Source organism: Butyrivibrio sp. NATIVEDY162, from assembly GCF_045999815.1.
In the GTDB taxonomy this organism is placed as follows: Bacteria; Bacillota; Clostridia; order Lachnospirales; family Lachnospiraceae; genus Butyrivibrio.
Window position 1 is genome coordinate 2,711,872 of sequence record NZ_CP172573.1, and the last position, 26,218, is coordinate 2,738,089.

General features: G+C 41.3%; 26 protein-coding genes and 1 tRNA gene. 22 read left to right on the plus strand and 5 right to left on the minus strand.

Annotation, left to right across the window (positions count from 1 at the left end; all coding sequences use genetic code 11):
* Window positions 1–4: 4 nt before the first annotated feature.
* Both ACHCNF_RS11705 and thiI read left to right on the plus strand, forming a co-directional pair.
* Window positions 5–1,213: a cysteine desulfurase family protein gene (locus tag ACHCNF_RS11705; RefSeq protein WP_408069970.1), complete on the plus strand. Its 1,209-nt coding sequence runs from the start codon at window positions 5–7 to the stop codon at window positions 1,211–1,213.
* Window positions 1,214–1,279: 66 nt separating this feature from the next.
* Window positions 1,280–2,482, plus strand: coding sequence for a tRNA uracil 4-sulfurtransferase ThiI (gene thiI / locus ACHCNF_RS11710; protein ID WP_408069971.1), 1,203 nt, complete (start codon window positions 1,280–1,282; stop codon window positions 2,480–2,482).
* 65 nt (window positions 2,483–2,547) lie between these two features.
* Here thiI and ACHCNF_RS11715 read toward each other — a convergent pair whose 3' ends face one another.
* Window positions 2,548–2,778, minus strand: coding sequence for an HPr family phosphocarrier protein (locus tag ACHCNF_RS11715; protein ID WP_022760362.1), 231 nt, complete (start codon window positions 2,776–2,778; stop codon window positions 2,548–2,550).
* Window positions 2,779–2,866: 88 nt separating this feature from the next.
* Here ACHCNF_RS11715 and mtaB point away from each other — a divergent pair, with 88 nt between their 5' ends.
* From mtaB to ACHCNF_RS11775, 12 genes are all read left to right on the plus strand, one after another.
* Window positions 2,867–4,216 (plus strand): tRNA (N(6)-L-threonylcarbamoyladenosine(37)-C(2))-methylthiotransferase MtaB, encoded by a 1,350-nt coding sequence (gene mtaB, locus ACHCNF_RS11720; protein WP_408069972.1) that lies wholly within the window; start codon window positions 2,867–2,869, stop codon window positions 4,214–4,216.
* Window positions 4,217–4,266: 50 nt separating this feature from the next.
* The gene (locus tag ACHCNF_RS11725; RefSeq protein WP_408069973.1) at window positions 4,267–4,542 is read left to right on the plus strand and encodes an IreB family regulatory phosphoprotein; all 276 of its coding nucleotides are present in this window, start codon (window positions 4,267–4,269) and stop codon (window positions 4,540–4,542) included.
* On the plus strand, window positions 4,542–4,964 hold the full coding sequence (ruvX, locus tag ACHCNF_RS11730) for a Holliday junction resolvase RuvX (RefSeq protein ID WP_408069974.1): 423 nt from the start codon (window positions 4,542–4,544) through the stop codon (window positions 4,962–4,964). The genes ACHCNF_RS11725 and ruvX overlap by 1 nt, the downstream gene beginning before the upstream one ends.
* 26 nt (window positions 4,965–4,990) lie before the next feature.
* Complete coding sequence (locus tag ACHCNF_RS11735) at window positions 4,991–5,251, plus strand: DUF1292 domain-containing protein (RefSeq protein WP_408069975.1); 261 nt, start codon at window positions 4,991–4,993, stop codon at window positions 5,249–5,251.
* A gap of 15 nt (window positions 5,252–5,266) precedes the next feature.
* Entirely contained in the window at window positions 5,267–5,725 is a 459-nt protein-coding gene (locus ACHCNF_RS11740; RefSeq protein WP_408069976.1) for a Fur family transcriptional regulator, read from the plus strand.
* Window positions 5,722–7,404 carry a ribonuclease J gene (locus tag ACHCNF_RS11745; protein ID WP_408069977.1) on the plus strand — a complete coding sequence of 561 codons (1,683 nt, stop codon included), beginning with the start codon at window positions 5,722–5,724 and terminating at the stop codon, window positions 7,402–7,404. The genes ACHCNF_RS11740 and ACHCNF_RS11745 overlap by 4 nt, the downstream gene beginning before the upstream one ends.
* Window positions 7,405–7,448: 44 nt before the next feature.
* The gene (locus ACHCNF_RS11750; protein ID WP_408069978.1) at window positions 7,449–7,844 is read left to right on the plus strand and encodes an endolytic transglycosylase MltG; all 396 of its coding nucleotides are present in this window, start codon (window positions 7,449–7,451) and stop codon (window positions 7,842–7,844) included.
* A complete protein-coding gene (locus tag ACHCNF_RS11755) occupies window positions 7,841–8,482 on the plus strand; it encodes an O-methyltransferase (RefSeq protein WP_408069979.1) in 642 nt (213 codons plus the stop codon). Before ACHCNF_RS11750 ends, ACHCNF_RS11755 begins: the two co-directional genes overlap by 4 nt.
* Before the next feature lie 145 nt (window positions 8,483–8,627).
* Window positions 8,628–9,884, plus strand: coding sequence for a peptidase U32 family protein (locus ACHCNF_RS11760; protein WP_408069980.1), 1,257 nt, complete (start codon window positions 8,628–8,630; stop codon window positions 9,882–9,884).
* Between the two features lie 121 nt (window positions 9,885–10,005).
* Window positions 10,006–12,117 carry a glutamine synthetase III family protein gene (locus ACHCNF_RS11765; protein ID WP_408069981.1) on the plus strand — a complete coding sequence of 704 codons (2,112 nt, stop codon included), beginning with the start codon at window positions 10,006–10,008 and terminating at the stop codon, window positions 12,115–12,117.
* Window positions 12,118–12,388: 271 nt separating this feature from the next.
* Window positions 12,389–12,461 (plus strand) — tRNA-Gln (locus ACHCNF_RS11770).
* 102 nt (window positions 12,462–12,563) lie between these two features.
* Entirely contained in the window at window positions 12,564–13,199 is a 636-nt protein-coding gene (locus tag ACHCNF_RS11775; RefSeq protein WP_408069982.1) for a CPBP family glutamic-type intramembrane protease, read from the plus strand.
* A gap of 21 nt (window positions 13,200–13,220) precedes the next feature.
* Here the strand turns inward: ACHCNF_RS11775 and ACHCNF_RS11780 are convergent, their stop codons facing one another.
* Together ACHCNF_RS11780 and ACHCNF_RS11785 are read right to left on the minus strand one after the other, a co-directional pair.
* On the minus strand, window positions 13,221–14,900 hold the full coding sequence (locus ACHCNF_RS11780; RefSeq protein WP_408069983.1) for an EAL domain-containing protein: 1,680 nt from the start codon (window positions 14,898–14,900) through the stop codon (window positions 13,221–13,223).
* A 2-nt stretch (window positions 14,901–14,902) separates the two neighbouring features.
* Window positions 14,903–16,051, minus strand: coding sequence for an AI-2E family transporter (locus tag ACHCNF_RS11785; protein ID WP_408069984.1), 1,149 nt, complete (start codon window positions 16,049–16,051; stop codon window positions 14,903–14,905).
* Window positions 16,052–16,230: 179 nt separating this feature from the next.
* Between ACHCNF_RS11785 and ACHCNF_RS11790 the strand changes: the two genes are divergently transcribed.
* Window positions 16,231–16,668 carry a sugar 3,4-ketoisomerase gene (locus ACHCNF_RS11790; protein ID WP_408069985.1) on the plus strand — a complete coding sequence of 146 codons (438 nt, stop codon included), beginning with the start codon at window positions 16,231–16,233 and terminating at the stop codon, window positions 16,666–16,668.
* Here ACHCNF_RS11790 and ACHCNF_RS11795 read toward each other — a convergent pair.
* Complete coding sequence (locus ACHCNF_RS11795) at window positions 16,639–18,234, minus strand: hypothetical protein (RefSeq protein WP_408069986.1); 1,596 nt, start codon at window positions 18,232–18,234, stop codon at window positions 16,639–16,641. The genes ACHCNF_RS11790 and ACHCNF_RS11795 overlap by 30 nt on opposite strands.
* A gap of 49 nt (window positions 18,235–18,283) precedes the next feature.
* Between ACHCNF_RS11795 and ACHCNF_RS11800 the strand changes: the two genes are divergently transcribed.
* The 3 genes from ACHCNF_RS11800 to ACHCNF_RS11810 are packed head-to-tail and all read left to right on the plus strand — an operon-like array spanning window position 18,284 to window position 21,658.
* Complete coding sequence (locus ACHCNF_RS11800; RefSeq protein ID WP_408069987.1) at window positions 18,284–20,047, plus strand: DUF6020 family protein; 1,764 nt, start codon at window positions 18,284–18,286, stop codon at window positions 20,045–20,047.
* Between the two features lie 16 nt (window positions 20,048–20,063).
* Window positions 20,064–20,831, plus strand: a complete 768-nt coding sequence (locus ACHCNF_RS11805) for an acyl-[acyl-carrier-protein] thioesterase (protein WP_408069988.1) — start codon at window positions 20,064–20,066, stop codon at window positions 20,829–20,831.
* Window positions 20,825–21,658 (plus strand): CvfB family protein, encoded by an 834-nt coding sequence (locus ACHCNF_RS11810; protein ID WP_408069989.1) that lies wholly within the window; start codon window positions 20,825–20,827, stop codon window positions 21,656–21,658. Before ACHCNF_RS11805 ends, ACHCNF_RS11810 begins: the two co-directional genes overlap by 7 nt.
* 66 nt (window positions 21,659–21,724) lie before the next feature.
* On the opposite strand, the gene ACHCNF_RS11815 is transcribed toward ACHCNF_RS11810, so the two are convergent.
* A complete protein-coding gene (locus ACHCNF_RS11815; RefSeq protein WP_408069990.1) occupies window positions 21,725–21,916 on the minus strand; it encodes a YjfB family protein in 192 nt (63 codons plus the stop codon).
* Window positions 21,917–22,096: 180 nt separating this feature from the next.
* Here ACHCNF_RS11815 and ACHCNF_RS11820 point away from each other — a divergent pair, with 180 nt between their 5' ends.
* From ACHCNF_RS11820 to ACHCNF_RS11835, 4 genes are all read left to right on the plus strand, one after another.
* Complete coding sequence (locus tag ACHCNF_RS11820; RefSeq protein ID WP_408069991.1) at window positions 22,097–23,179, plus strand: PucR family transcriptional regulator; 1,083 nt, start codon at window positions 22,097–22,099, stop codon at window positions 23,177–23,179.
* Between the two features lie 112 nt (window positions 23,180–23,291).
* Window positions 23,292–23,981, plus strand: a complete 690-nt coding sequence (ftsE, locus tag ACHCNF_RS11825; protein WP_408072233.1) for a cell division ATP-binding protein FtsE — start codon at window positions 23,292–23,294, stop codon at window positions 23,979–23,981.
* Complete coding sequence (ftsX, locus tag ACHCNF_RS11830) at window positions 23,968–24,864, plus strand: permease-like cell division protein FtsX (RefSeq protein WP_408069992.1); 897 nt, start codon at window positions 23,968–23,970, stop codon at window positions 24,862–24,864. Before ftsE ends, ftsX begins: the two co-directional genes overlap by 14 nt.
* A 96-nt stretch (window positions 24,865–24,960) precedes the next feature.
* Window positions 24,961–26,190, plus strand: a complete 1,230-nt coding sequence (locus ACHCNF_RS11835; protein WP_408069993.1) for a murein hydrolase activator EnvC family protein — start codon at window positions 24,961–24,963, stop codon at window positions 26,188–26,190.
* Window positions 26,191–26,218 lie beyond the last annotated feature (28 nt).

Below are 26,218 nucleotides of genomic sequence, written 5' to 3' on the forward strand. Positions count from 1 at the left end.
GATTATGGAAATATATTTAGATAACTCGGCAACCACAAAGGTTTACCCTGACGTAGTAGATTTGTGCGTAAAGACAATGATGGAGGATTATGGCAATGCCTCCAGTATGCATCATAAGGGTGTTGTATCAGAAAATTATATAAAAACTGCAACAGAGCAGATAGCTAAGACTTTAAAAGCAAAGCCCAAGGAAATTCTGTTTACATCAGGCGGAACCGAGTCGGATAATATAGCAGTTATAGGCGGTGCCATGGCTCATCATAGAGAGGGCAAGCACCTTATCACGACTCAGATTGAGCATCCCGCAATTCTTAATTCGATGAAGTATCTGGAGAGTCAGGGATTTGAGGTGACCTATCTTGGAGTCTCGGAAGAAGGACTTATAGATTTAGAAGAGCTAAAAAGTGCCATCAGGGAGGATACAATCCTTGTCTCAATTATGGCTGTTAATAATGAAATCGGTGCCAAAATGCCCCTTGAAGAGGCAGGAAAGATTATCCACCAAACTAATCCAAGGACTATTTTCCATGTGGATGCGGTTCAGGGATATGGAAAAGAACAGCTGATTCCGAAACAGCTTGGAATAGATATGATGTCTGTAAGCGGACATAAGATCCATTCTCCCAAGGGAATCGGATTTTTATATATAAGAGACGGCGTAAGGATCGTGCCTATTACTTATGGCGGAGGACAGCAGGGCGGCTTTAGATCAGGTACCCTTAATGTACCGGGAATAGCCGGCCTTGGAAGGGCTTCTGAGGAGACCTATGAGGGGCTTTCCGAAAAGCTTGAAGGACTTTATGATCTTAAATTCAGACTGATAAAGGGACTTACAACGGAGCTTCCGGATATAAGAATTAACGGAATAGATACCTCGTACAGGAAAATAGCTGACTTGTCTGACGATGAACTTAGGGATGTAATAAACAACACCGCACCTCATATCATCAGTGTTGCGGTAAAGGGTGTGAGAGCTGAAGTACTGCTTCATGCGCTTGAGGACAGAGAGATTTATGTATCTGCAGGAAGTGCCTGCTCATCAAATCATCCTCAGGTGTCCGGTACGCTTAAGGCTATAAAGATTCCCAAGGAATTCTATGACAGTACCGTGAGAATAAGTATGTCGGAGTTTACTACATCAGAACAAATAGATGAGACAATAAAAGCATTTAAGGAAATTGTACCAAGACTTAGGGAATTTTCGAGACGCTAAGAAATGTGACTTCTTGAACGCAAATCGGAAAATGCGTTCAAGAATCTATGTAGATAAGGAGAAAATATGCAGTATCATGCATTTATAATAAAATATGCGGAAATAGGGATTAAGGGAAAGAACAGATATCTTTTTGAAGAGGCTCTGGTTAAACAGATGGAGCGTGTTCTTGCCAAGTGCGAAGGTGAGTTTAGCATTTTCAGAGTGTCCGGAAGAATATATTTAAATGCCAGTGGCTTTGATTTTGATGAAACAGTTGCTGCCCTTCAGACAGTATTCGGAATAACGGGAATATGTCCTGCAGTCTGCATCGAGAGGGATGGAGACGGCAAGCTTCCCGATATAAACGGATTATCTGCAGAAGTTATAAAGTTTCTTGACGGAGTTTATCCTGATAAGAATAAGACATTTAAAATAAAGTGCAGGCGAGTTGATAAGACATATCCTCTTGATTCTATGGAGGCTGCTGCAGAGATCGGTGCACAGGTTCTTGATGCTTATCCAGAGATGAAGGTTGACGTAAGAAATCCTCTGATCCAGGTTAGCGTTGAAATCCGCGAAAAGATAAATATTTATTCTGAAATAATACCCGGTCCCGGCGGAATGCCGATAGGAACAAGCGGAAAGGCATGCCTTCTTCTGTCAGGCGGTATAGACTCTCCTGTCGCAGGCTATATGATAGCTAAAAGAGGAGCTGAGATAGAGGCTGTATATTTCAATGCACCTCCGTATACTAGCGAGAGAGCTAAGCAGAAGGTAGTTGACCTTGCAAAGGTTATTGCCAGATTTACCGGGAAGGTAAGACTGCATGTGATAAACTTTACTGATATACAGATGTATATTTACAAGCAGTGTCCGCATGATGAGCTCACTATTATTATGCGCAGATATATGATGAGAATTGCTGATACTATTGCTGCTCAGAATAAATGCATGGGACTTGTAACGGGTGAAAGCATCGGTCAGGTAGCTTCTCAGACCATGGAAAGTCTTATGGCAACAAATGAGGTTGTTACGGATATGCCTGTATACAGACCGCTTATAGCTTTTGACAAGCAGGATATTGTTGATATTTCACTAAAAATAGATGCCTATGAGACTTCAATTCTTCCTTATGAGGATTGCTGCACTATATTCGTAGCCAAGCATCCTGTAACAAAGCCAAGACTTGAGGTTATTCGCTCACATGAGCACAGACTCGATGAGAAGATTGATGAACTTGTTCAGACAGCTCTGGACACCGATGAGATAATCACACTTGAGGCATAGTGTTTATACTAAAAAAACCTGCGATTTTATCGCAGGTTTCAGTAGTTTTTTTAATACAGATCTTGTTAGATCATGTAAGGCTTTAAGATTGAAAGCACTTCATCGGCGCCGTCTTCAGCATGGATGTTAAGATCGATCGGCTTTGAAAGATCGAGTGAGAAAATACCCATGATGGACTTTGCGTCAATTACATATCTACCTGATACAAGGTCAAAGTCATAATCGAATTTTGTAATATCGTTTACAAAAGACTTTACCTTATCGATAGAATTTAAAGAAATTTTTACGGTTTTCATTGCGCAAATACCTCCTTCTTTTCTTCATAATAAACGGAAGGACGTTAAAAGTCAATGTCGTATCCGTCAAAATTAGTGGAGGTTTAATATGAAAAGTGTCGCCCTACATAGTCTCGGATGCAAGGTAAACAGATACGAGACAGATGTCATGGGACAAAAGTTACAAGAATGTGGATATAAGATTGTGCCATTTGATGAAAAGGCCGATATTTACATCATAAATACATGTTCCGTAACTGCTATAGCAGACCACAAAAGCAGACAAATGCTTCACCGGGCAAAGAGAAAAAATCCGGAGTCTGTTGTTGTGGCTTGCGGCTGCTATGTGGAGACAGATAAGGAAGGCGTAACGCTGGATGATAGCATAGATCTCATAGTAGGAAATAATAAAAAGGCGGAGATTGTAAGCATCCTTGATGAGTATTTCAGAGAAAAGGAAGAAAGAAAAGGTGCTAACGAGGACAAGCTTCTGGGAGGAATGAGCGTTACTGAGATAAACGATCCTGAGCAGCGCTATGAGAGAATGGAGCTTTCAAGTATGCCGGGCCACACGAGAGCATATATCAAGATTCAGGACGGCTGTAATCAGTTTTGTACTTACTGCATTATTCCTTATGCAAGAGGAAGGATCAGAAGCAGAGAAGAGGCGGATATAATTGAAGAGGTGAAAAAGCTTGCGGCAGATGGCTGTAAAGAGATTGTGCTTACAGGTATTCACATAAGCTCCTATGGTGTGGATAAAGGAGAGTCTGCGCTGCTTCCTCTTTTACAGAAGCTTAATGAAATTGAGGGCATAGAGAGAATAAGACTCAGTTCACTTGAGCCAAGAATCATTACCAGAGAAGTTGCAGAAGGAATGGCAGCTCTTTCCAAGGTTTGCCCGCATTTTCATCTTTCACTTCAGAGCGGAAGTAATGATACATTAAAAAGAATGAACCGCCACTATTCGGCCGAGGAATATATGGACAGTGTAAGGATTCTCAGAGAGGCATATGAGAAACCTGCCATAACAACAGACATAATTGTCGGATTCCCCGGTGAAACAGAGGGAACCTTTGAAGAGAGCAGGAAGTTTGCAGAGGATATTGATTTTTATGAGATGCATGTTTTCAAGTATTCTCCGAGAAAAGGCACAGTGGCAGCAAAAATGGAGGATCAGCTTACTGATAAAGAGAAGACTGCAAGAAGTAATGTACTTCTAAACATGACAAAGAAGCAGTCGAAGAACTACAGGGAAGGCTTTATCGGGAAAAATGAAAAGGTTCTCTGGGAAGATGTTGAAGAAATAGGCGGCAAGAGATACCTTATAGGTCTCACTACAAGATATATTAGAGTTGCAGTACCTGAGGAAGAAGCGAAGACACTTAATATTTGTTCGGGAAGCATTAGTGAACACACGCTTAATAGTTTCTTAAGAGACGATACATTGCTTATTTAAGCGTAATGCGGTATTATTTTTTTAAGTAATCATTTAGCGAGGATGGCGATATGACAGATAATAATCTTGGCAACACACAATTTTTTAAAGTAGAGGTTGAGCCTGAGACAGGGGTAAAAAAAGTCCTTTCTATCGTGTATGAGGCACTTCTTGAGAAGGGATATAATCCTGTAAACCAGATTGTGGGTTATATTATGTCAGGAGATCCTACATATATCACCAGTCACATGGGTGCAAGAAGCCTTATTATGAAGGTTGAGCGCGATGAGCTGGTTGAAGAGATGCTCACAGAGTATATTAAGAATAATAACTGGTCCAGAAAATAATGAGAATTATGGGATTGGATTACGGATCAAAGACCGTCGGAGTTGCAATAAGCGATGAACTGCTTCTTACAGCTCAGGCTAAGGAAATAATCCGTAGAAAAGAAGAGAACAAACTTCGTAAAACACTGGCGCGTATTGAGGAGCTGATTCAGGAATATGGTGTGGAGCAGATTGTGTTGGGGCTACCGCTTAACATGGATCAGTCTGAGTCAGTGCGTTCTGTGCTCTCTGAAGAGTTTAAGGATAAGCTTGAGAGACGCACATCTATTCCTGTGATCATGTGGGATGAGCGCCTTACTACGGTTGAAGCTGATGCCATAATGGATGAAGTGGGGATTAAGAAGTCTGAACGCAAGGAATATGTAGACATGATAGCTGCACAGATTATTTTGCAGGACTATCTTGATAACCGGAAGGCGTAATTACCAGATTGGATTAAGGAGTAATGATGGAAAAAATAACATTCCGTCCTGAGGGCGAAGAACCCGTGGACTTTTTTGTGCTGGAACAGACAGTAATCGGAGCTAAATCGTACATTCTTGTAACAGATACAGAGGATGGCGATGGCGAGGCACTTATTCTTCGGGATGATTCGGAGGATGGAGATGCTGAGGCAAGCTATACGATAGTTGATGATGATAAGGAGCTTGAGGCAATTGCTGCCCTTTTCAGAAAGCTTCTTGAAGAGGATGATATAGGATTGGATTGACCTGGAGGATATTCCGTGGGAACGGTTTCAATCGATGAGTTTAAGGCATTACTTAAGGGAAAAGGTCTCAAGGTTACTAATCAGAGACTGATAATGCTTGATACACTTGGCAGTAATCCCGGAAAACATCTGACTGCCGAGGAAATTTACAATTTGATAAAAGCAGACCATCCTGATATTGGATTGGCTACTGTTTATAGAACTATACAAGTACTGATGGAGTTACATCTTATAGATCGGGTGAACTTTGATGATGGAGTAGAACGCTATGAGCTTTCTCATGATGCGAGAGAGGACGGCGGACATCACCATCATCATTTGATATGCGTTAAATGTGGGAAGGTCTTGGAATTTGAGGAAGACATGCTTGAAGGGCTTGAGCTCAAAATCGCCGAGAAGACCGGATTTAAAGTTACTGATCATGAGGTTAAACTCTACGGCTATTGCAATGAATGTGGAGGAAAAACTGATTGAATAAAAAGAAAAATAATAATTCTGCTTCAGGGCTTCAGGTTATACCGCTTGGAGGACTTGAGCAGATTGGTATGAACATTACTGCCTTCAGATACGAGGACAGTATTATTGTGGTGGATTGCGGTCTTTCATTCCCTGATGATGATATGTTGGGAATAGATCTGGTTATCCCTGACATCACATATTTAAAAAACAACATGGACAAGGTAAAGGGCTTTGTTATCACTCATGGACATGAGGATCATATCGGAGCACTTCCTTATGTTTTAAAGGAACTCAATGTTCCTATTTATGCAACCAGACTTACCATGGGAATCATTGAGCACAAGCTCGAAGAGCACGGCCTTTTGAAGAAGGTTAGAAGAAAGGTTGTCAAATTTGGACAGTCCATAAACCTTGGAGATTTCAGAGTGGAGTTTATAAGGACTAACCACTCCATAGTTGATGCTGCTGCTCTTGCTATTTATTCACCTGCAGGTATTGTGGTTCACACAGGTGACTTTAAGGTTGACTACACACCGGTTTACGGAGACCCTATAGATCTTCAGAGATTTGGAGAGATAGGTAAAAAGGGTGTTCTGGCACTTATGTGTGATTCAACAAATGCTGAGCGTCCCGGATTTACAGCTTCTGAGCGCACGGTTGGAAAGACCTTTGATTCATTATTTGAGGAGCACAGTGATTCCAGAATCATAGTAGCTACTTTTGCTTCCAACGTGGATCGTGTACAGCAGATTATAAATACTGCATACAAATTCGGAAGAAAGGTTGTGGTTGAGGGCAGAAGTATGGTCAATATCATAGATATTGCCCAAAAACTTGAGTGCATCCAGATTCCGGACAATACCCTCGTGGATATAGATCAGCTAAAGAATTATCCGGATGATAAGACTGTTATCATAACGACAGGAAGCCAGGGTGAGAGCATGGCTGCTCTTAGCAGAATGGCCAGTGGACAGCATAAGAAGATAAGCATTCGCCCCGGCGATACTATTATATTCTCATCTCATCCCATACCGGGTAATGAGAAAGCTGTAACAAATATCATAAATGATCTTCTCGTAAGAGGAGCTGACGTTATATTCCAGGATGTACATGTATCCGGACATGCCTGCCAGGAGGATATAAAGCTTATTTATACGCTGGTTCGTCCCAAGTATTCGATTCCTGTACATGGCGAGTACAAGCATCTGATAGCTCAGAAGAATATCGCTATGGGACTTGGAATGGATAAGGATAATATTTTTATTATCAGATCCGGTGATGTTCTTGAACTTAAGGAGGACAGCGCAAAGGTTGTGGGCAAAGTTCCCACAGGTGCCATTCTGGTAGACGGACTTGGAGTTGGTGATGTAGGAAATGTGGTTCTTCGTGACAGACAGAGACTTGCAGAGGATGGCATAGTTATAGTTGTGTTTGGAATAGACAGAGAGAATGCACAACTTGTGTCCGGTCCCAGTATAGTTTCAAGAGGATTCGTATATGTCCGGGAGTCTGATGAACTCATAGATGATGCTACAGATCTGGTGCTTGATGAAGTAACAGAGGCTCTTGATAAAAACATTACTGACTGGAATAAGCTTAAGAATATTGTAAAAGATGTTCTGTCAGACTTTATCTGGAAAAAGACTAAGAGAAGACCCATGATTCTGCCTATTATCATGGATTCAAATTATTGATATATCATTTATCAGATGATGTATTAGTAGTGAAAAGAGGAGTTATGAACGTAAAAAGCGTAGGATTAGGCGTGGTAGATACAATAGTTAAGGTTTTTCTTGTTATTGTAGCTATCATGCTTATAAGCAAGTATGCATCAGTTGCATATAATTATGGATATAACATATATAATCAGCTGCCTGCTTCTCAGTACGATACCAGAACAGTTACGGTATCAATTACCGATAGTATGTCGGTTGGAGATATTGCAGAATTGCTGGAAAATAGAGGGCTGGTTAAGGATAAAACTCTTTTTTGGATGCAGGAGCGCTTTTCTGAGTACCATGGAATGATCGCGCCCGGTACCTATGAGCTTAGCCCTTCAATGACGCCCGATGAGATAATAGGAATCATGTGTGCTTCTACTATTGAAGCAGACAAAGAGGAGAAGGCACAGTGATCAGTGACGAGAGAATAAGCACCTTTATTAATTCGCTCGATCAGGGAAATGAGCCGTTTTTGGATGAGCTTGAGAGAAAATCTCTTGCGGATGAGGTTCCGATCATCAGAAAGGATACGCAGAGCCTTATTCGATTTTTACTAAATATGAATCATCCTAAAAATATTTTGGAGGTTGGCTGTGCGGTTGGATTTTCAGCGCTTTTGATGGCAACCTATTCAGATCCGGATACGAAGATAACTACTATTGAGAAGTTTGAGAAGCGTATACCGGTGGCTCATGCAAATTTTGATAAGTACGATCTGAACAAAAAAATCACACTGCTTGAGGGGGACGCAGCAGATATTTTGGCGAAGCTTTCCGGGCAGTATGATTTTATTTTTATGGATGCTGCGAAAGGGCAGTATATCAATTTCCTGCCGGATTGCAAAAGGCTCCTTATCAAAGGTGGACTTCTTTTGTCAGATAATGTCCTTCAGGACGGAGATGTGATGGAATCAAGATTTGCTGTAACAAGAAGAAACCGCACCATACATGAGAGGATGAGGGAGTATCTTTTTGCGATTAAGCATGATGAAGAGCTTGAGAGTGTGATATTAAATGTTGGGGATGGAATGGCTATGTCACTGAAACTGTGACCATGGCAGAACTTCTTTTGAGATATGTATAAGTATGACATTGATTAAGATCAGGTTGTGCCTGGCCTTTTTAGAACATATAGTGTGTTTTGAGGTCAGACGCTATGTTAATAATTTAATGCCCTTACGGGCGATGAGGTAAGTAATGAGAGATAGACGTAAACCTGAGCTGCTTATACCGGCAAGCAGCCTTGAAGTATTAAAGACAGCAGTAATATTTGGAGCAGATGCCGTTTATATCGGCGGTAACTCCTTTGGACTTCGTGCAAAGGCCAAGAACTTCAGTCATGAAGATATGGCTGAGGGGATTAAATTTGCCCATGAGCACGGCGTTCATGTTCATGTAACAGCAAATATTCTCGCTCACAATGATGATCTTAAGGGTGCTGAGGAGTATTTTCATGAGCTTAAGGAACTGGGACCTGACGCACTTATAATAGCTGATCCCGGAATGTTTATGATGGCCAGAAGAATTTGCCCTGAGATAGATATTCACGTATCAACCCAGGCTAATAATACAAATTATGAGACTTATAAGTTCTGGGCCGATCTTGGTGCTAAGAGAGTTGTGGCTGCAAGAGAGCTTTCATTAAAAGAAATTAAGGAGATTCGCGAGAATATACCCGATGACCTTGAGGTTGAGAGCTTTATACACGGAGCTATGTGTATCAGCTATTCAGGCAGATGTCTGTTATCCAATTATTTCACCGGAAGAGATGCAAACCATGGCGAGTGCACTCATCCCTGCAGATGGAAATATGCGGTTGTTGAGGAGACAAGACCCGGTGAATATCTTCCCGTTTATGAGAATGAGCGTGGATCCTTTATTTTCAACTCAAAGGATCTGTGCATGATAGAACATATTCCGGAGCTTGTTGATGCAGGAGTAGACAGCTGCAAGATAGAGGGCCGCATGAAAACAGCACTCTATGTGGCTACTGTTGCGAGAACCTACCGCAAGGCTATCGACGATTTCTTCGAATCAGAGGAGAAGTACAGAGAGAACATGCCCTGGTACCTTGATGAAATATCAAGATGCACTTATAGACAGTTCACCACCGGATTCTATTTTGGAAAGCCCTCAGATGAAGCTCAGATTTATGATGCCAATACCTATGTGAACGAATACACATACCTCGGGATTGTCGGAGAAGTCACAGAGGATGGACTTGCTAAGATCGAGCAGAGAAATAAATTCTGTGTCGGAGATACCATAGAAATCATGAAGCCCGACGGAAGGGATATCGAGACAAAGGTTCTTGGAATAACCAACGAGGATGGAGAAGCGATGGATAGCTGCCCTCATCCCAAGCAGGTACTTTATATAAAGCTTGATAAAGAGACAGAGAAATACGATATTTTGAGAGTGCATACAGGTACTTCAGAGAAAATATCCTGCTAAAAATATAAAAAATCTCAGTAGGTAAATATTACCTGCTGAGTTTTTTTAGTTTGTGTAATTTGAACTAATATAGTACAATCATTGGCGAAATTACTTTTTTATATAAGAAAAAGAGGTGTATATGAGCGAGCAGGTCAAAGTTGAAGAATTATTTGGCAAAAATGTATTTACGCTTGAGAAGATGCGTGAGCGACTTCCCAAGAATGTATATAAGGAGGTCATCCAGGTCATGGAAAATGGCGGAGACCTCTCACTTACATCAGCGGATGCTGTTGCAAATGCCATGAAGAATTGGGCGATGGAGAATGGTGCAACACACTATACTCATTGGTTCCAGCCACTTACAGGTATTACAGCTGAAAAGCATGATGCTTTTATCACAAGTGCCCGTGGCGATGGACACATGATGACATCTTTTTCAGGCAAAGATCTGATAAAAGGTGAACCCGACGCATCATCTTTCCCTTCCGGAGGCCTGCGTGCCACATTCGAGGCAAGAGGATATACAGCCTGGGATATCACTTCTCCTGCTTTTCTTAAGGAGACAGGCGCAGGCGTTACTCTTTGTATTCCCACAGCATTTTGCTCTTATAACGGAGAAGCTCTTGATAAAAAGACTCCCCTTCTCAGATCAATGGAAGCTGTAAGTGGACAGGCTTTAAGAATAGTACATCTTTTTGGAAATAATGAAGCAAAGAAGGTAAATGTTTCAGTAGGACCTGAGCAGGAATATTTCCTTGTTGACTGGAAGAAGAGTCTGAAACGACCTGACCTTATCTTCACAGGACGCACACTTTTCGGTGCTCAGCCTCCAAAGGGTCAGGAGATGGAGGATCATTACTTTGGCGTAATCAGAGAGCGCGTCGGAGAATACATGAAGGATCTCAACAACGAACTCTGGAAACTCGGTGTTCCGGGTAAGACTCAGCACAACGAGGTTGCTCCAGGTCAGCATGAACTTGCTCCTATTTATGAAACTGCCAATATTGCAGTAGATCACAACCAGATCATAATGGAGACTATGAAGAGAGTGGCAGAGCATCACAACATGAGATGCCTTCTTCATGAAAAGCCATTCCAGGGCGTTAATGGTTCCGGTAAGCATGATAACTGGTCACTTTGTACTGATAACGGGGTTAACCTGCTTGATCCCGGTGATACACCTAATGAAAACATACAGTTTTTATTTGTCCTTGCCTGCATAGTTAAGGCTGTTGACAGACATGCAGATATTCTTAGACAAAGCGCATCAGATGTAGGAAATGATCACCGTCTTGGTGCTGATGAGGCACCGCCGGCAATCATCTCTATATTCCTTGGAGAGCAGCTTGAGGACGTGGTTCGCCAGCTTATAGAGACAGGTGAAGCCAAAAGATCCAAGCGTGGCGGAAAACTTAAGACAGGTGTTTCAACACTTCCTGAATTTGAAAAGGATGCTACAGACAGAAACCGTACATCACCCTTTGCCTTTACAGGTAATAAGTTTGAATTCCGTATGGTTGGTTCATCTGATTCAATGGCAAGCTCAAACACTGCACTTAATACTATTGTTGCAGAGGCATTCAGTGAGGCAGCAGACAGACTTGAGAAGGCAGAAGACTTCGACATGGAAGTTCATGATATCATCAAGGAATACCTGACTAAGCACCAGAGAATAATCTTCAATGGTGACGGATATTCAGAAGAGTGGAAGAAGGAAGCAACAAGAAGAGGTCTTCCCAATATTCCTTCAACAATTGAGGCTGCCGAGGTTCTCACAACCAAGAAGGCTGTAGATCTTTATAAAAAGTTTGGTGTATTTACAAAGACGGAGCTTGAGTCTCGTCAGGAGATCATTTTCGAGACCTACTCCAAGACTATAAATATTGAAGCGCTCACCATGATAGACATGGCAAGCAAACAGATTATTCCTGCAGTTATGAAATATGCAGGAGGACTTGCTGCAAACATCAATGAGGTTAAGGCAGCAGGCTGTGATGTTTCTGTAATGACAAGCGAGCTCTCAGCGGTTACCAAGGAGCTTGGTGCTATGAAGAAGGCACTTGATAAGCTTAATAAGGAAGAGGAGAAGGCCAGAACCATAACTGAGCCCAGAAAGAGAGCATATTTCTGCAAGGACACAGTGGTTCCTGCAATGACAGCTCTTAGAACTCCTGCAGATAAGCTTGAGATGCTTGTTGATAAGAATGATTGGCCGTTTCCGACTTATGCTGATCTTTTATTTGAGGGCTGATACGGGAATGATAAGTTCTGTTTAAAACCTACATCATTATAAGTAGTTTATGGCCGGTTATAAAAATATTGGCTTAATGAAAAGGCGTATGGAATCCTGATGGGATTCATATCGCCTTTTCATATTACATTTTTGAAAACACTTTTTTGTAAATAATGTGTTGAAATTGCTGAATAAAATACTATTCTTGGAAACTCCAAAAAAAATTATAAAAAAATAAAAAAAGTGCTTGCATTTTGGAAAAAACATCCGTATAATACAATCTTGTCGGTGGGCTATCGCCAAGCGGTAAGGCAACGGACTCTGACTCCGTCACTCCGTAGGTTCGAATCCTACTAGCCCAGCTACTTACTCCTCAGAAGTTTGTCTGAGGAGTATTTTTTTTCATTTGTTAATTGTTGTGCTATAATGAGTTGATGCTGATTAATCGAGCTTAGAGGTGGGTTGTGAAGTCTCAAATTAAGAATTTAGCCTTCCCTGTTGTGTGGGAGTTATTATTTATAGCATTTTGTATAATAAAGCCGTTTAAGACGCTTTATATATTCTTTGTGTTCTATCTTGTTCTTGCAGTATATTTTAGCAAGGATTTTTCATTTAAAGAGTATTCCCGTAATTTCAAGAGTATTAAGAAGTTTTGGCTGCCTGTTGTACTTACTGTTGCAGGCGCACAGATAGCTTATATGATCAAGATGAATGTCATACAGGCCAATTTTATCGGTATTCTTGATGGAACCTATGGAATTACGTGGGAAAACAGTTATATCGGAGAACTCCTCTATGCTATAACGATATTGTTCCTATGCCCGGTTTCAGAGGAACTGTTTTTCAGAAAAGCACTGATGTGCTTTGATTCTGCAGGATGCGCAATTATTACTTTCATATTGGGACTGGTTCTGTGCGGATTGAGCTATGCGTATCTTCCTCTTGGAATTGTTGAAGCTATGGTTCTTTCTATGCCATATGCTATTGCATTTTTCTGCACCAGAAATATATATGTTCCGATAACGGTGCACATGTTGTTCATGATGTATCAGCATATACCGTCAATCGTATATGATGTGGCACGTATCTCACTTAGATAAACAAAAATGATCTGTAAATGATCAGTATTTTTCTTCAAACTCATCAATAGGAATGGCATGTGAGAAGTAGTAGCCCTGGAAACGGTTACAACCGATGGATTTGAGATAATTGAACTGTTCCTCGGTTTCAACACCTTCTGCCACAACTTTCATTCCCAGCTTCTGTACAAGTTTTATGGAAGCCTCCAGTACGATTTTTGTTCTTTCATCGGAAATACCTGCAATAAAGGATTTATCAAATTTTACATAGTCTGTATGCAATTCTTTTAACATATGTAAAGAGAGATTTCCTTCGCCGAAGTTATCTATAGCAACGCGGAAGCCTTCCTTCTTAAAGCGGTCTATAATAGCAAGTTTGCCCTCTGTATCATTTAAAAGATCCACTTCTGAAAACTCCAAAATAAGCTTGTCAGCATCAATGTTATATTTCGCTACGAGCTCCTTTACCTTTTTTAAGGCATCCATATAGAACAAATCCTTGGGGGATACGTTTACTGATATTACCAGATTGTCCTTGGCTTTATTCTGCCAGGTGCTAAGCTGCTTCATGACCAGTTCCCAGTTCATGGTGTCGAGATCTGCTATAAATTCACTTTTTTCAAGAATTCGAATATATTTGTCAGATGAGATTACTGTACCGTCGGGCTTTATCCATCTTGTGAGAGCTTCTGCTCCGCTAACGTTCATATCTGCATCAAAAACAGGCTGAAGGTAAATATGGAACTGTCCATCAGCAAGTCTTTCTTTAAAGGTATTTAGAAATTCTGTCTCATTTTCTGCCTGCTTTAAAAGCTTATTGGTGTAGAAGGTCAGCACGTTTTCTCTGCGCTCGTGGAGGGTCTGGAGCGCGAGGTCAGCCCTTTCTATCATGAGTGTAACGGGAATGTCAGGGTCTTCGATTCTGTAGACACCAAGATGAAAATACAGATGATAGTTTTCTGTATCTATGAGTTTTCCGATTTCTTCTATAGCATCCATAAAAATACCCTCATTGAAGCGGGATTCCGGCATGCAAAGAACAAAGTGGTCGGCATGTGTGCGACCGTAAACGGTATCGGCGCCACAGCTTTTTCTGAGCATATCAGCGATGGCAATCAGAACTTCATTTCCGCGCTTTTGTCCATAGCGCTCATTAAGCGTGCGGAAATGCCGGATATCGCCGGTTATAAGGACACGTTCCACATCGGGATCATCTACAAGAAGTCGTCTTACTTCGCGGCATATGCCGTCGAGATTGTAGAGTCTGGTAAGTAGATCATGGGTAGCCAGATAATCGGCCTCAGTCATACCTTGTGACATTTGGCGGCCGTCTTCGCCACAAGAAACGGAGGGAGGAGATGTAATAACTTCGCCTTCTTTGTCATCAATGCTGATTAGCTCCATTACGCAGGAGAAATTATTCTTGTCAGGTAGTACGAGCCTTATGGGAACTGATTGTACGATGAATCTGTGTCCGCCAAATATTTCTTCTTTTGTTTGCCTTTGTCCGCTCATTACAGCACGATAACTGCTGCAGTTTGAACATCTGCTGGCTGCGTTCCAGGCTGCATGGCATTCTCTTTCATAATGAAGCTCACCGGAAGTATCTACTGATATCTCACGACATTCAACAGGATCCACTATACGAACAGTGTCGTACATGCGCTTCATGTAATCCATCATATGTTTCAGTTCCTGATAGGTGTACTCCTCAATATTCATAACTATTCCTCTTTGGGCGTATCATCCTGTGAAGCTAAAAGTGCTTCTTTTTTCTGAATCCATTCCTGATATGTAAAGTTGAAGATGGCAGCAAAAGGTATTGCAAGCATGATTCCTGCTATACCAAACATCCTTCCGCCAACAACCAATGTTACAAGAATCCAAACTGCTGAGACACCAAGGGTGTTGCCAAATAGTTTGGGCTTAATTACATATCCGTCCACGGTCTGTAGTACTATGGTGAAAATAAGGAAAATAAGCGCATGGAGCGGATTAACGAGTACTAATATAAAGGATCCTATGATAGCACCTACGATGGGACCAAAGGTAGGCGCAAGGTTTGTCACACCTACAAAAAGTGATATTAGTACGGAGTAGGACATGCCGGTAATAAGCATGAAAATCCAGTTGACTACTCCGACGATAAGTCCGTCGATAATATCGCCTGCGATATATCTTTTAAGGATATCGTTGCATGTACTCCAGAAGGTTCGAATCCTATCATAAATATCTGCAGGAACTAAGAGCTTCATAAGTCTTGTTGTACCAAACTGGAGCTTTTCCTTGCCTGCAAGGAAATATATGGCAAGGATGGAACCGAGTATGAAATTAAAGAATCCGTTACCGATACCGGCTGATACATTGATGATCTGGGATACGGCAGCAGGGAGTTTTTGTGCAAATTGTGACAGGAAGGAATTGATTCTGCTTATGATGCCTGATACATCAATATTATACTTTGCAGCCAAAGCACTGAAGTTATTTAGCAGTGACTCCAATGATGAAGCATAACTATCGAGGTTATTGACAAATGCGGAGATACTGTCCACGAGCTGAGGAATCAGTGCAACCATCAGGATAACTATAAACAGAATAATTGCCAAAAAGGACAGCAGAATGGCAATGGATCTTTTTATCGCGAGTTGTTTTATGCGGGACAGAATCGTTTTTTCAAAAAAGGCTACAAGCGGATGAATAACGTAAGCCAGAATAAGTCCTGTTATTACAGGGGCGAAATATTTGCCCAAAACGCCTATACCGTGGAAAAGCAGATTGATGTTTGATAAACCCAGGAAAACTACAACTGCCGCACAAGATGCCACGGTATAAGGAAACCATTTTTGATTAACACATTTTTTTAAAAAATTCATACTGTTATTCGTGCGTAAATTGCACAAACCCCCAATCTTTGATATTTTATATTAGAACCTGCCTAAAATAGTGAGGCCAGGATTCGCCATACTTAAATATAATTTTAGTATCAGAGGGATAGTCTTTCAATTAAAAAAATATTAAGTTTCGTTTAATTATATACGTATAGGAGTAAAATATGCTGAATCATATGGATCGGGTCAAAATGATCGAGTTTAAAGACATGGGAGATGAGAGGGGACAGCTTGTAATTGTAGAAGGCGGAATGGATATTCCATTTGAAATAAGAAGAGCTTTTTATATGTATGGCAGTGATGCCACTGTAGTCAGAGGACAACATGCAAATAAGAAGACGGAATTTGTGCTTATAAATGTCGCAGGAACAAGCAAGGTGAAGGTGATGGATGGAGCAGGAAACGAGACTATTTTCTGCCTCAACAGACCAAACACCGGAATCTATCTTCCCAACATGGTATGGAAAGAAATGTATGATTTTAGCGCGGATTCAGTGCTGCTTGTTCTTGCAAGCGAGCATTATGATGCGAGCGAATATATCAGAGATTATGATGAGTATGTAAGAGAAATATCATCTTTTACGAACAGCTCTGATAATTGAGATTAAAAGTATAGAGATCATACCTGCCCATAAACCACAGGAAACAATGCTCCGTATGTATTCCATATGCGGAGCTTTTTTCTTGAAAACATACATCGTGGGATCTTCGGGGGAGTAGCCTTCCACAAGGTCTCCTGCAACCAGGGCTGTCTCAATGTCAGCTGTGGTCATCTGTATGTTTTTATGATCAAAATACGGATCTGCAATTTTGGTATTTACATATAGAACCTGTGGCTCGGTTGTGATTTTTTCATAGGCTACTGAGCCAAGCATGCAAACTGTAGCAAAAATAAGGGTGTATCTCAGGGTATGAGAAGCGATTTCATAAAGGGAAGACCTGTAAAAATCTCTGAGCTTTTCAGGAACTATGGACTTAATGGTAATATCCTTTTCACCAAAAGGAAGAAGTAGAAATTCCTTTTTGAGAATTTCCGGATATGCATGGGCGTGTTTTTCCAGGGAATCGAATAGCCATTTTCCAAGGAAAATAAAGGTCAGATTCTTATAGCTGAGATTGAACAGGAAAGGATCGCTCATTCCTATAAAGCAAAAGGTTATCATGATGGAAAGCTCCCCGGTCTTATTTTGAGCCACAAGATTTTTTATCCACATGAGGCATATAAGGGTGATTACTGCAAAGGGGATGATCCCAAGCTGTAAAAAAAGATACAGGAAGGAATTATCCAGCATATACCAATTGGTCGGCGGTTTCTGAAAATAAGAGCCGAATAAAGTAACCTTTTCATTTGTAAGAAAATAAAGAGCGTATTCATAGCGCTTGTGAAGGAGCTTATTTAAAAAGGTAAAAAGGCTGCCTGTTGCAAGAAGCGGACCTGCGATTGAAAAAATGACAACCACGGGAAACAGAATACTGATAATAACATTTTCTGCCTTTGTCCTGTTTTTTCTTATTTGCAAATACAAATTTACAAGAAGGTAAATTGTGATGGATATAAGGCCTGTGAGACTTACTGTATAAAGGTAGACATACAGGTTTATGAGCATTGCAATCACAGAGGCTCTAAGGAGTTTTTTCAGATCAGATGCCTCATACAGATAGAAAAAGAGAATCATAAGTATAAGCAAGGTTGTGTGGGCTGTGTTTGGATATGGGTAACCAAGAGAATGACGAAGGAGGTAGCCATAGCCTGATCGCCTGTTTATGTGATTCAGTTCTGTAATAATACCAGTGATTGAGAGAATATAGAGTATGAAATAGGCTGCGCCAAGAACGTAAAGACCGAGGCGGAAGACCTTCTTTTCATTAATTCCCTTCATGCCGAGCATCATGGTGAAATACAAAAGAAGCCCCTTTTCTCCGGAGCAGATATAGGAGAGTGCACCTACGGACAATAAGGAAAAAGCGGTGAGATACTCTGCAACAGAGTGCCGTGTTGTTAGAAGCTTAAAGCCAAAGGCAATAACTCCCAGAACAAGGCATATGTTATAGAGAGTCTGTCCGTCATAGAGACCTACCGCTCTTGCTCCAAAAAGAATGAGGAAATATATATAGTAAATTAGTTCATATATTTTTATACTGTTTGTTGAGGGATTAACTTTTTCCATGAGATAACGTGCTTCCTCCGCTAATATTTCTAAAAGGATTATATCAGATATGTTTGTATTGGCTACAAAAGAATTAAAGAGCATTTTGACTGCGTTTATATGTACATGGGGGCTGCAGCTCCTGTTTGGAATGTCTGTAAGAAACCCGTTAACGCTGGTTTTCTTTGCTGTGTTTTATTATATTGGAAAAAGAACAGGCGCCTTCCGCCCGGACAGATTAAGTTTGGCGGCTTTGGCAATGGCTGCCGCACTGTCAGCATGTCTTACATATCTGCTTGGGAAAAGAGCAGTGGCAGGGTTTGACAGCTCTATGTTTAAGCTCCTTGGCAATCTCATTATATTTGTGGGGCTTTTTGTTGCGGTGCTTGAGGTTTTGCTATGCTTTATAAACTTAAATAAGGCGGATGGCAAAAATACTGAAAGCGAGAAGTATATAAAGATTAAAGCTCTTGATATGTCAGACGGAGTGGTCTTTGTGGCATCAACAGTAATCTGCTTTTTGTGCTGGCTCCCATATTTTTTATATGAGTATCCGGGAATAATGACTGCGGATTCCATTGTTCAGTACGAGCAGATAATAGGCATAAATCCGCTTTCAAATCACCATCCTGTTATTCATACGATTGCGATTGGGTTTTTTTATAATATCGGATTGAAGCTGACGGGGGATGTAAACAGAGCTATCGGGTTTTACACAGTTGCACAGATGGTCTTTCTCTCTGTATGCTGTGGAAGAGTGACTGTTCAGGTAAAGAGAGTGCTTAAAAATAATCCGGCATTTCTTTTTGCAACTGTATTTTTTGCACTTGTTCCATTTAATGCCGTGTTTGCGGTGACTATATGGAAGGATGTTCCTTTTGCGGGAATTATGATGCTGATGGGCTGCAGATTATGTGAGATGCTTGGAAAAAAGCGTGTGGCAGGAACTGATTATATAATTCTGACGATTTTATCAGTTCTTATGTCACTTTTCAGATCAAACGGATGGTATGCTTTTTTGCTGTGTGCACCGTTTTTAATATGGGCTTTTGGAAAGGATACTGTGAAAATACTACTGTCAGTTGCAGGTGCGATAATTGTTACAGTTATCGTTAAGGGGCCTGTTATGAATGCGGCAGGAATAATACAGCCTGATTTTACCGAGTCATTGTCACTTCCGGTGCAGCAGGTGGCACGAGTACTTGTTGATGATAAAGAAGTGGCAGAGAATGATATGGAGCTGATAAAATCTGCAATAGACACTACCTATATTCATGAACTGTATGCGGCGGATTTTGCTGATAACATTAAGGAGCTTGTAAGGGCGGGGCATCCTGAGATAATTGAGAATAACAAGGGGACATACCTTGGATTGTGGATGAGGCTTGGGGCAAAATATCCACTGGAATATCTGAAAGCATGGTTTGACTTGGAAGGCGGTTATGTGTATCCTGATATTTCCTATGAAGTTGGTAATATTGACGGGATCATGGGGAATGATTACGGCCTTGTTTCAACACCTCGCATCGGAGGAGTGGCAGTTGTTAAAGGGAAAGAAATTTTGATAAAGCTGGGAAGCTTTGTTCCGCTATACGGTATGTTGTGGTGCGCAGGAGCGTATACCTGGATAGCAGTAGCAGCTATGGTCCTTATAATATGCAAGGACAGGAAATGGCTGCCTTTTGCCATTTTGCAGGCAGCGCTTATTTGCACGCTTCTCATAGCGGCACCGGTGGTGGATTTTAGATATGAATATGGGATTACAATGTTAATGCCACTAACGGTTTCTATTTGTGTTATGATTATGATGCACGACACACAAAAAAATGCATGATAATTTCGGAGCTTATATGTATACTTTTGATTCCAGAATTAGATATACGGAAACAGATCTCGAACAGTATCTGACAATTGAATCACTGATAGATTATTTTCAGGACTGTTCAACTTTTCAGACACAGGCAGGACCTGCAACAATGGAATATATGGAGGAGCGGGGGCTGGCCTGGGTTATAAACAGCTGGCAGGTCATTATAAACAGACTGCCAAAGCTAGGCGAGAAGGTCACTATAGGCACGGTTCCGTACGAACTTAAAGGGTTTATCGGAAAGCGAAACTTTTTCATGGATACTGACGATGGTGAGAGGGTTGCAATAGCAAATTCCATTTGGTCACTGATAAACCTTAAGGAGGGAAGCCCTTCAAGGATAGATGATGCAGTGGTAACCACATATCCGCTTGATGAAAAGCTGCCGATGGTCTACGAGCCAAGGAAGATAGGCAATCCGGACACTTCCAAATGCTATGAAGCTGATATGAAAAAAGTGGGAATACATCATCTGGATTCCAACCATCATGTTAATAACGGACAGTATATCAGAATAGCTCTCGGGGCATTTGATTCTGTGGCAAAGAGAGAGAATCTGGAGGAGCTGCATGAATTGTCCTGCAGCAGAAGTAAGATACAGATCAGAGCTGAGTACAGGCAGCAGGCGCATCTGGGAGATGATATAAGTCCTGTTGTTTATGCAAAGGATGATGTATATACGGCATTTTTAAATGACACAGAAGGAAAACCGTATTCAATAGTAGAAATAAAAAGGATAGAGAAATGTTGAAAATTGGAGAAAAACAGGAACTGATAATAATAAAACAGGTCGACTTCGGAGTATACCTTGCAGAGAAGGAAGGGAGCGATGATAAGGTGCTTCTTCCCAAGAAGCAGGTGCCGGAGGATGCAAAGCTTGGAGACAGACTCAGCGTATTTTTATATAAAGACTCTGATGACAGGCTTATAGCAACAACAAGAACTCCAAAGCTTATGCTTGGTCAGGTGAATATGCTGACAGTAAATGATGTTGGCAAAATTGGAGCATTCATGGATTGGGGACTTGAAAAGGATGTACTTCTTCCTTTCAGAGAGCAGACTCGCAAGGTTAAAAAGGGTGAGAGCGTACTTTGCGCTTTGTATGTGGATAAATCGGGACGTCTTGCCGTAACTATGAATGTATATGAATTCTTAAGGACGGACAGCCCTTATCACAAAGAGGACAGGGTGAGAGGAACTGTGTATGAGACCAGCAGCAATTTCGGAGTATTTGTTGCGGTTGATGATATCTTCTCAGCGCTTATTCCCAAGAAGGAGCTCTATGGGGATATTAAGATAGGTGATGAGATAACTGCCAGAGTAATAGATGTCCGCGAGGATGGAAAGCTTACCTTAAGTGTTCGTGAGAAGGCATATCTTCAGATCGATACTGATGCTCAGATAATCTTTGAAAAGATGGAGAAAAACGGAGGTGTTCTTCCATTTACGGACAAAGCATCACCTGAGCGTATCCGCGAAGAGATGAATATGAGCAAAAATGAATTCAAGCGTGCAGTTGGACACCTCTTGAAAGAGGGTAAGATTGAAATCGGTGAGAGCGAGATAAAACTGATCTGAGAAACCAAATATTAAGAAGAAGCGGCAAGAAGCCCTGCATTTGCAGGGCTTCTTGCCGCTTAGGCATTACAACCTAATGTCGATGTTCCCACCCAGGTTGGGATTTACAGATCTCTCGAGGGCGGACACATCCAACATTTCGTCAATGGTATTTCCGACTTCCGCAAGGGCATCGAGATTTTTGGAGAGCATAGCTGTTCCCCAATCCGATTGAACTTTGCTTGCCGATAACGCCATGGATAATTCGGGTATGTCCATAGGCACCTCCTTTTGCGCATGGAATACGCATCTACTACTCTGTATCTTTTATCGGATATAACCTCTAAAAATATTATTATGGAAAATCAACAAAAATAAAGAAAAAATTTGTGGATTTTTATGCATTTATCGAGTAGAATGTAATAAGAACAATGAAAATTTAATCGTGGGAGATTATCAATGATTTCAAATCAAATCCTTCAAAACACCATAGATGGGCTTAAAGGCATTGCTCATGTTGATTTAAGCGTACTCGATGTGGATGGCAATGAAGTGGCTGCTACAAAGCCTGACTTTGCAAATATGGGAGAGTCTGTAAGGGATTTTGTCAGATCACCTGCTGATTCACAGGAGATTCAGGGGCACCAGTTTTTCAAGGTGTATGATGAGCAGCAGCTGGAGTATATTCTGATTGCTGCGGGAAGCGGTGAAAGTACTTACACTATAGGTAAGATGATAGCGTACCAGATTCAGGGACTTTTAGTTGCTTATAAGGAACGCTTTGATAAAGATAACTTTATCAAGAACCTGCTTCTTGACAACCTTCTTTTGGTGGATATATATAGTAGAGCGAAGAAACTTCATATTCCTGCTGATTCCAAGCGAGTTACCATGATCATTTCTGCTGATAAGGTGAGAGAGAATAATGTTCTTGAGCTTGTAAGAACGCACACTACGGGAAATGGCGGAGACTTTGTCACAGAGGTTGACGAGGACAATGTTATAGTAGTTAAGGATGTGTCTGAGTTTTCAAAAAACGATGATATATCAAAGTCTGCTTCGGAGATTCAGGAATACCTGGAAGCGCAGGGAATTACCGGAGTTCATATTGCTATAGGTACTGTTGTCGGAGAAATAAAGGAAGTCAGCCGATCATACAAAGAGGCCAAGATGGCGCTTGATGTAGGAAGAATTTTCTTCGATGAGCGCAAGGTGATAAGCTATGGGGAACTAGGCATAGGACGTCTTATTTATCAGCTTCCTATACCGCTTTGCAAGATGTTTATCCGTGAGATTTTCGGTGGTAAAAATCCGGATGGCTTCGATCAGGAGACACTTGCGACTATTGACAAGTTCTTTGAAAACAACCTGAATGTATCTGAGACGTCAAGACAGCTTTTTATTCACAGAAACACTCTTGTGTACAGACTTGATAAGCTGCAGAAGAGTACTGGGCTTGATCTCAGGGTTTTTGATGATGCGATTACATTTAAGATTGCACTGATGGTTGTAAGATATATGAAATACATGGAGCGATACTAAATTTACCGAGGGATGAAGAAATCCCTGTATCGTTTAGATTTATAAGAGGAAGTTAGGTATGGAAAAAGTAAACAGAAGAAGGCGCTCAGTTAGTGCAGATCTGGCTGATGATATTATCACGCTGGATAACGTGACCAAATCGTATTCTACGGGCGCACCAGCTTTAAATGGAGTCACCCTTCATATCAAGAAGGGTGAATTTGTTTTTATAGTTGGAGACAGCGGATCCGGCAAATCCACACTGATCAAGCTCCTTTTGAGAGAGCTTGTTCCTTCAGATGGTATTATTACTGTAATGGGACAGGATCTTGGGAGAATGCGTCACAGAAATATTCCCAAATTCAGAAGAAAGCTCGGAATTGTATTCCAGGATTTCCGTCTGTTAAAGGATAGGAATGTCTATGAAAATGTTGCATTTGCTCAGAGAATAATACAAAAATCCACAAGAGATATTAAAAAGAATGTGCCCTCTGTGCTGGCTATGGTTGGACTTGCGGGAAAATATAAAAGCAAGGTAACGCAGCTGGCAGGTGGTGAACAGCAGAGAGTAGCGCTTGCAAGAGCTATCGTAAATAAGCCTGAGATTCTGCTTGCGGACGAGCCCACAGGTAACCTTGATCCCAATAATACATGGGAAATCATGAAGCTGATGGAGCAGATTAATGCAAACGGCACAACTGTTATAGTTGTTACTCATAACAGGGAGATTGTTAATGCGATGCATAAGCGCGTTATTACTATGAAAAAAGGCGTCGTGATTCACGACGAAGAAGAGGGTGAGTATCGCGATGAGGATGAGTAGTTTATTCTATACGCTGGGACAGGGGTTTAAAAATCTTAGTCGAAACAGATGGTATACACTTGCGTCAATAGCGACCATAAGTGCGTGTCTGTTCCTGTTCGGTGTGTTTTATTCAATAGTTACCAATTTTCAGCATGTTGTTCAGACGGCTGAGGAGGGCGTGTCAGTTACGGTATTTTTCAATGAAGGGATTGGCGAGGATGTGATTCTTGCTACAAAATCTCTTATTGAGAAACGGCCTGAGGTGAGCAGGGTAGAGTACATTTCTGCGCAGGATGCGTGGGAAGGCTTTAAAACGGATTATCTTGGTGAGTATGCAGATGGATTTACGGAAAATCCACTGGAGGATTCAGCCAATCTGCAGATTTATCTGAACGATGTTTCGATGCAGCCTGCTCTGGTTACTTATCTGGAGTCGATTGATGGCGTGAGAATGGTTAACCGTTCTGAGGTTACAGCATCAACGCTTAGCGGAATCAACAGCCTTATAGCATATGTGTCTCTAGGCATTATCGGTATATTGCTGTTGGTTTCAATTTTCCTTATAAGCAATACGGTTACAATCGGTATTTCAGTAAGAAAAGAAGAAATCAACATTATGAAGTACATAGGTGCTACAGACTTTTTTGTAAGAGCACCGTTTGTAATAGAGGGAATAATAATTGGTCTTATAGGCTCGCTCATTCCGCTTGTTATTATCTATTTTGTTTATAACAAGGCCGCTGAGTTTATGGCTGTAAGATTTTCAATGCTGAATTCCATACTGGATATTCTTCCGGTTGGAAAGATTTTTGAAGCGCTTACACCAATTTCAGTTTTGATGGGCGTAGGAATCGGTTTTCTTGGAAGTGTGACAACGGTTCGCAAGCATTTGCATGTTTAAGAACAGGTGGACTGACACGCTGATAAGTTGACTGATTGAGAACTTCTTTTGAAGATCAACGTATCAGTTTGCCGGATATGAGGAGGCTGCTGTATTTTGATAAGCAGAGGAATGGGAAAAAGAATATTTGGGGTAATGATGGTTCTGTGTCTGCTTGCAGGCACAGTTTCTTTTGACTGTACAGGGAATACTGTCCATGCTGCTGTAACATCTGAAAGTATCAAGCAGAAGGAGGGGCAGATTTCCAGTGCAAAGAAGGAAAGAGACTCGATGAAGAGCTCTCTTACAAATCTTCAGAGTGTGAAAAAATCTCTGGAAAAAGAGAAATCGGATTTGAATAAATACATCACTCAGCTGGATGCGAATCTTGAAGATATTCAGAAAAAGATAGATGATCTCACACAGAAGATTGCAGAAAAAGAGCAGAGTATCGAGGAGACGACAGCTGAGCTTGAGGAGGCTGTCAGGGTTCAGAACGAGCAATATGAAGCAATGAAGAAAAGAATACGCTTCATGTATGAAAAGGGAAATGCACTTTATTTCCAGTTTTTCATAGAGGCGGGAAGCTTTTCGGAAATGCTCAACAAGGCTGAATATATTGAAGAGCTGTCCGCATATGACAGGGCAAAGCTGGAGGAGTACATCGCTCATACGGAGCTAACCACTTTGACCAAGCAGGCTCTGGAGGAAGAGAAAAAGACTCTGGATGAAGCTAAGGCTGATGTTGTAATTGAAGAAGAGAATCTTCAGAACCTGATTGTAGAGAAAAACAAAGAGGTCAACAGCTTAACAGGTGATATCAAGGACAAAGAGGCGGCTATTGCCGAGTATGAGAAGCAGATAGCAGAAGAAAATGCTACGATAGCTGCGCTGGAGAAGGCTGTTGAAGCAGAGCGTGCTCAGCTTGAAGCTCAGAATGCCAAAAAATATGATGGGGGCATATTTGCCATGCCGTGTCCGTCCTATTCGAGAATATCGGATAATTTTGGTATGAGAATGCATCCTACATTGGGCATTCAAAAAATGCACAACGGTGTTGATTTTGCAGCACCGAGTGGATCAGCTATTTTGGCTGCATATGATGGAACAGTTGTTGCTGCTGCTTATAATTCCACCATGGGCAATTATGTTATGATATCTCATGGAAGTGGTCTCTATACAATTTATATGCATGCTTCATCACTTAGTGTTTCGACCGGAACAGAGGTGACTAAGGGACAGAGGATTGCTTCGGTTGGAACAACCGGAAGGTCTACAGGACCGCACCTCCACTTTGGAGTCAGGCTTAACGGAAGCTATGTGAGTCCATGGAATTATTTGAAATAAGGCCTTATCAGGCGAAAGGAAGTATTAC

Bases quoted from the DNA above. Each gene is read 5' to 3' on its own strand.
- ruvX (WP_408069974.1), top strand. From the start codon at position 4,542: ATGAGAATTATGGGATTGGATTACGGATCAAAGACCGTCGGAGTTGCA.
- ACHCNF_RS11815 (WP_408069990.1), bottom strand. From the start codon at position 21,916: ATGGACATACCCGAATTATCCATGGCGTTATCGGCAAGCAAAGTTCAA.
- ACHCNF_RS11705 (WP_408069970.1), top strand. From the start codon at position 5: ATGGAAATATATTTAGATAACTCGGCAACCACAAAGGTTTACCCTGAC.
- mtaB (WP_408069972.1), top strand. From the start codon at position 2,867: ATGAAAAGTGTCGCCCTACATAGTCTCGGATGCAAGGTAAACAGATAC.
- ACHCNF_RS11715 (WP_022760362.1), bottom strand. From the start codon at position 2,778: ATGAAAACCGTAAAAATTTCTTTAAATTCTATCGATAAGGTAAAGTCT.
- ftsX (WP_408069992.1), top strand. From the start codon at position 23,968: ATGAGGATGAGTAGTTTATTCTATACGCTGGGACAGGGGTTTAAAAAT.
- ACHCNF_RS11810 (WP_408069989.1), top strand. From the start codon at position 20,825: ATGTTGAAAATTGGAGAAAAACAGGAACTGATAATAATAAAACAGGTC.
- ACHCNF_RS11765 (WP_408069981.1), top strand. From the start codon at position 10,006: ATGAGCGAGCAGGTCAAAGTTGAAGAATTATTTGGCAAAAATGTATTT.
- ACHCNF_RS11750 (WP_408069978.1), top strand. From the start codon at position 7,449: ATGAACGTAAAAAGCGTAGGATTAGGCGTGGTAGATACAATAGTTAAG.
- ACHCNF_RS11780 (WP_408069983.1), bottom strand. From the start codon at position 14,900: ATGAATATTGAGGAGTACACCTATCAGGAACTGAAACATATGATGGAT.
- ACHCNF_RS11820 (WP_408069991.1), top strand. From the start codon at position 22,097: ATGATTTCAAATCAAATCCTTCAAAACACCATAGATGGGCTTAAAGGC.
- ACHCNF_RS11785 (WP_408069984.1), bottom strand. From the start codon at position 16,051: ATGAATTTTTTAAAAAAATGTGTTAATCAAAAATGGTTTCCTTATACC.
- ACHCNF_RS11795 (WP_408069986.1), bottom strand. From the start codon at position 18,234: ATGGAAAAAGTTAATCCCTCAACAAACAGTATAAAAATATATGAACTA.
- ACHCNF_RS11805 (WP_408069988.1), top strand. From the start codon at position 20,064: ATGTATACTTTTGATTCCAGAATTAGATATACGGAAACAGATCTCGAA.
- ACHCNF_RS11735 (WP_408069975.1), top strand. From the start codon at position 4,991: ATGGAAAAAATAACATTCCGTCCTGAGGGCGAAGAACCCGTGGACTTT.
- ACHCNF_RS11790 (WP_408069985.1), top strand. From the start codon at position 16,231: ATGCTGAATCATATGGATCGGGTCAAAATGATCGAGTTTAAAGACATG.
- thiI (WP_408069971.1), top strand. From the start codon at position 1,280: ATGCAGTATCATGCATTTATAATAAAATATGCGGAAATAGGGATTAAG.
- ACHCNF_RS11760 (WP_408069980.1), top strand. From the start codon at position 8,628: ATGAGAGATAGACGTAAACCTGAGCTGCTTATACCGGCAAGCAGCCTT.
- ACHCNF_RS11800 (WP_408069987.1), top strand. From the start codon at position 18,284: ATGTTTGTATTGGCTACAAAAGAATTAAAGAGCATTTTGACTGCGTTT.
- ACHCNF_RS11725 (WP_408069973.1), top strand. From the start codon at position 4,267: ATGACAGATAATAATCTTGGCAACACACAATTTTTTAAAGTAGAGGTT.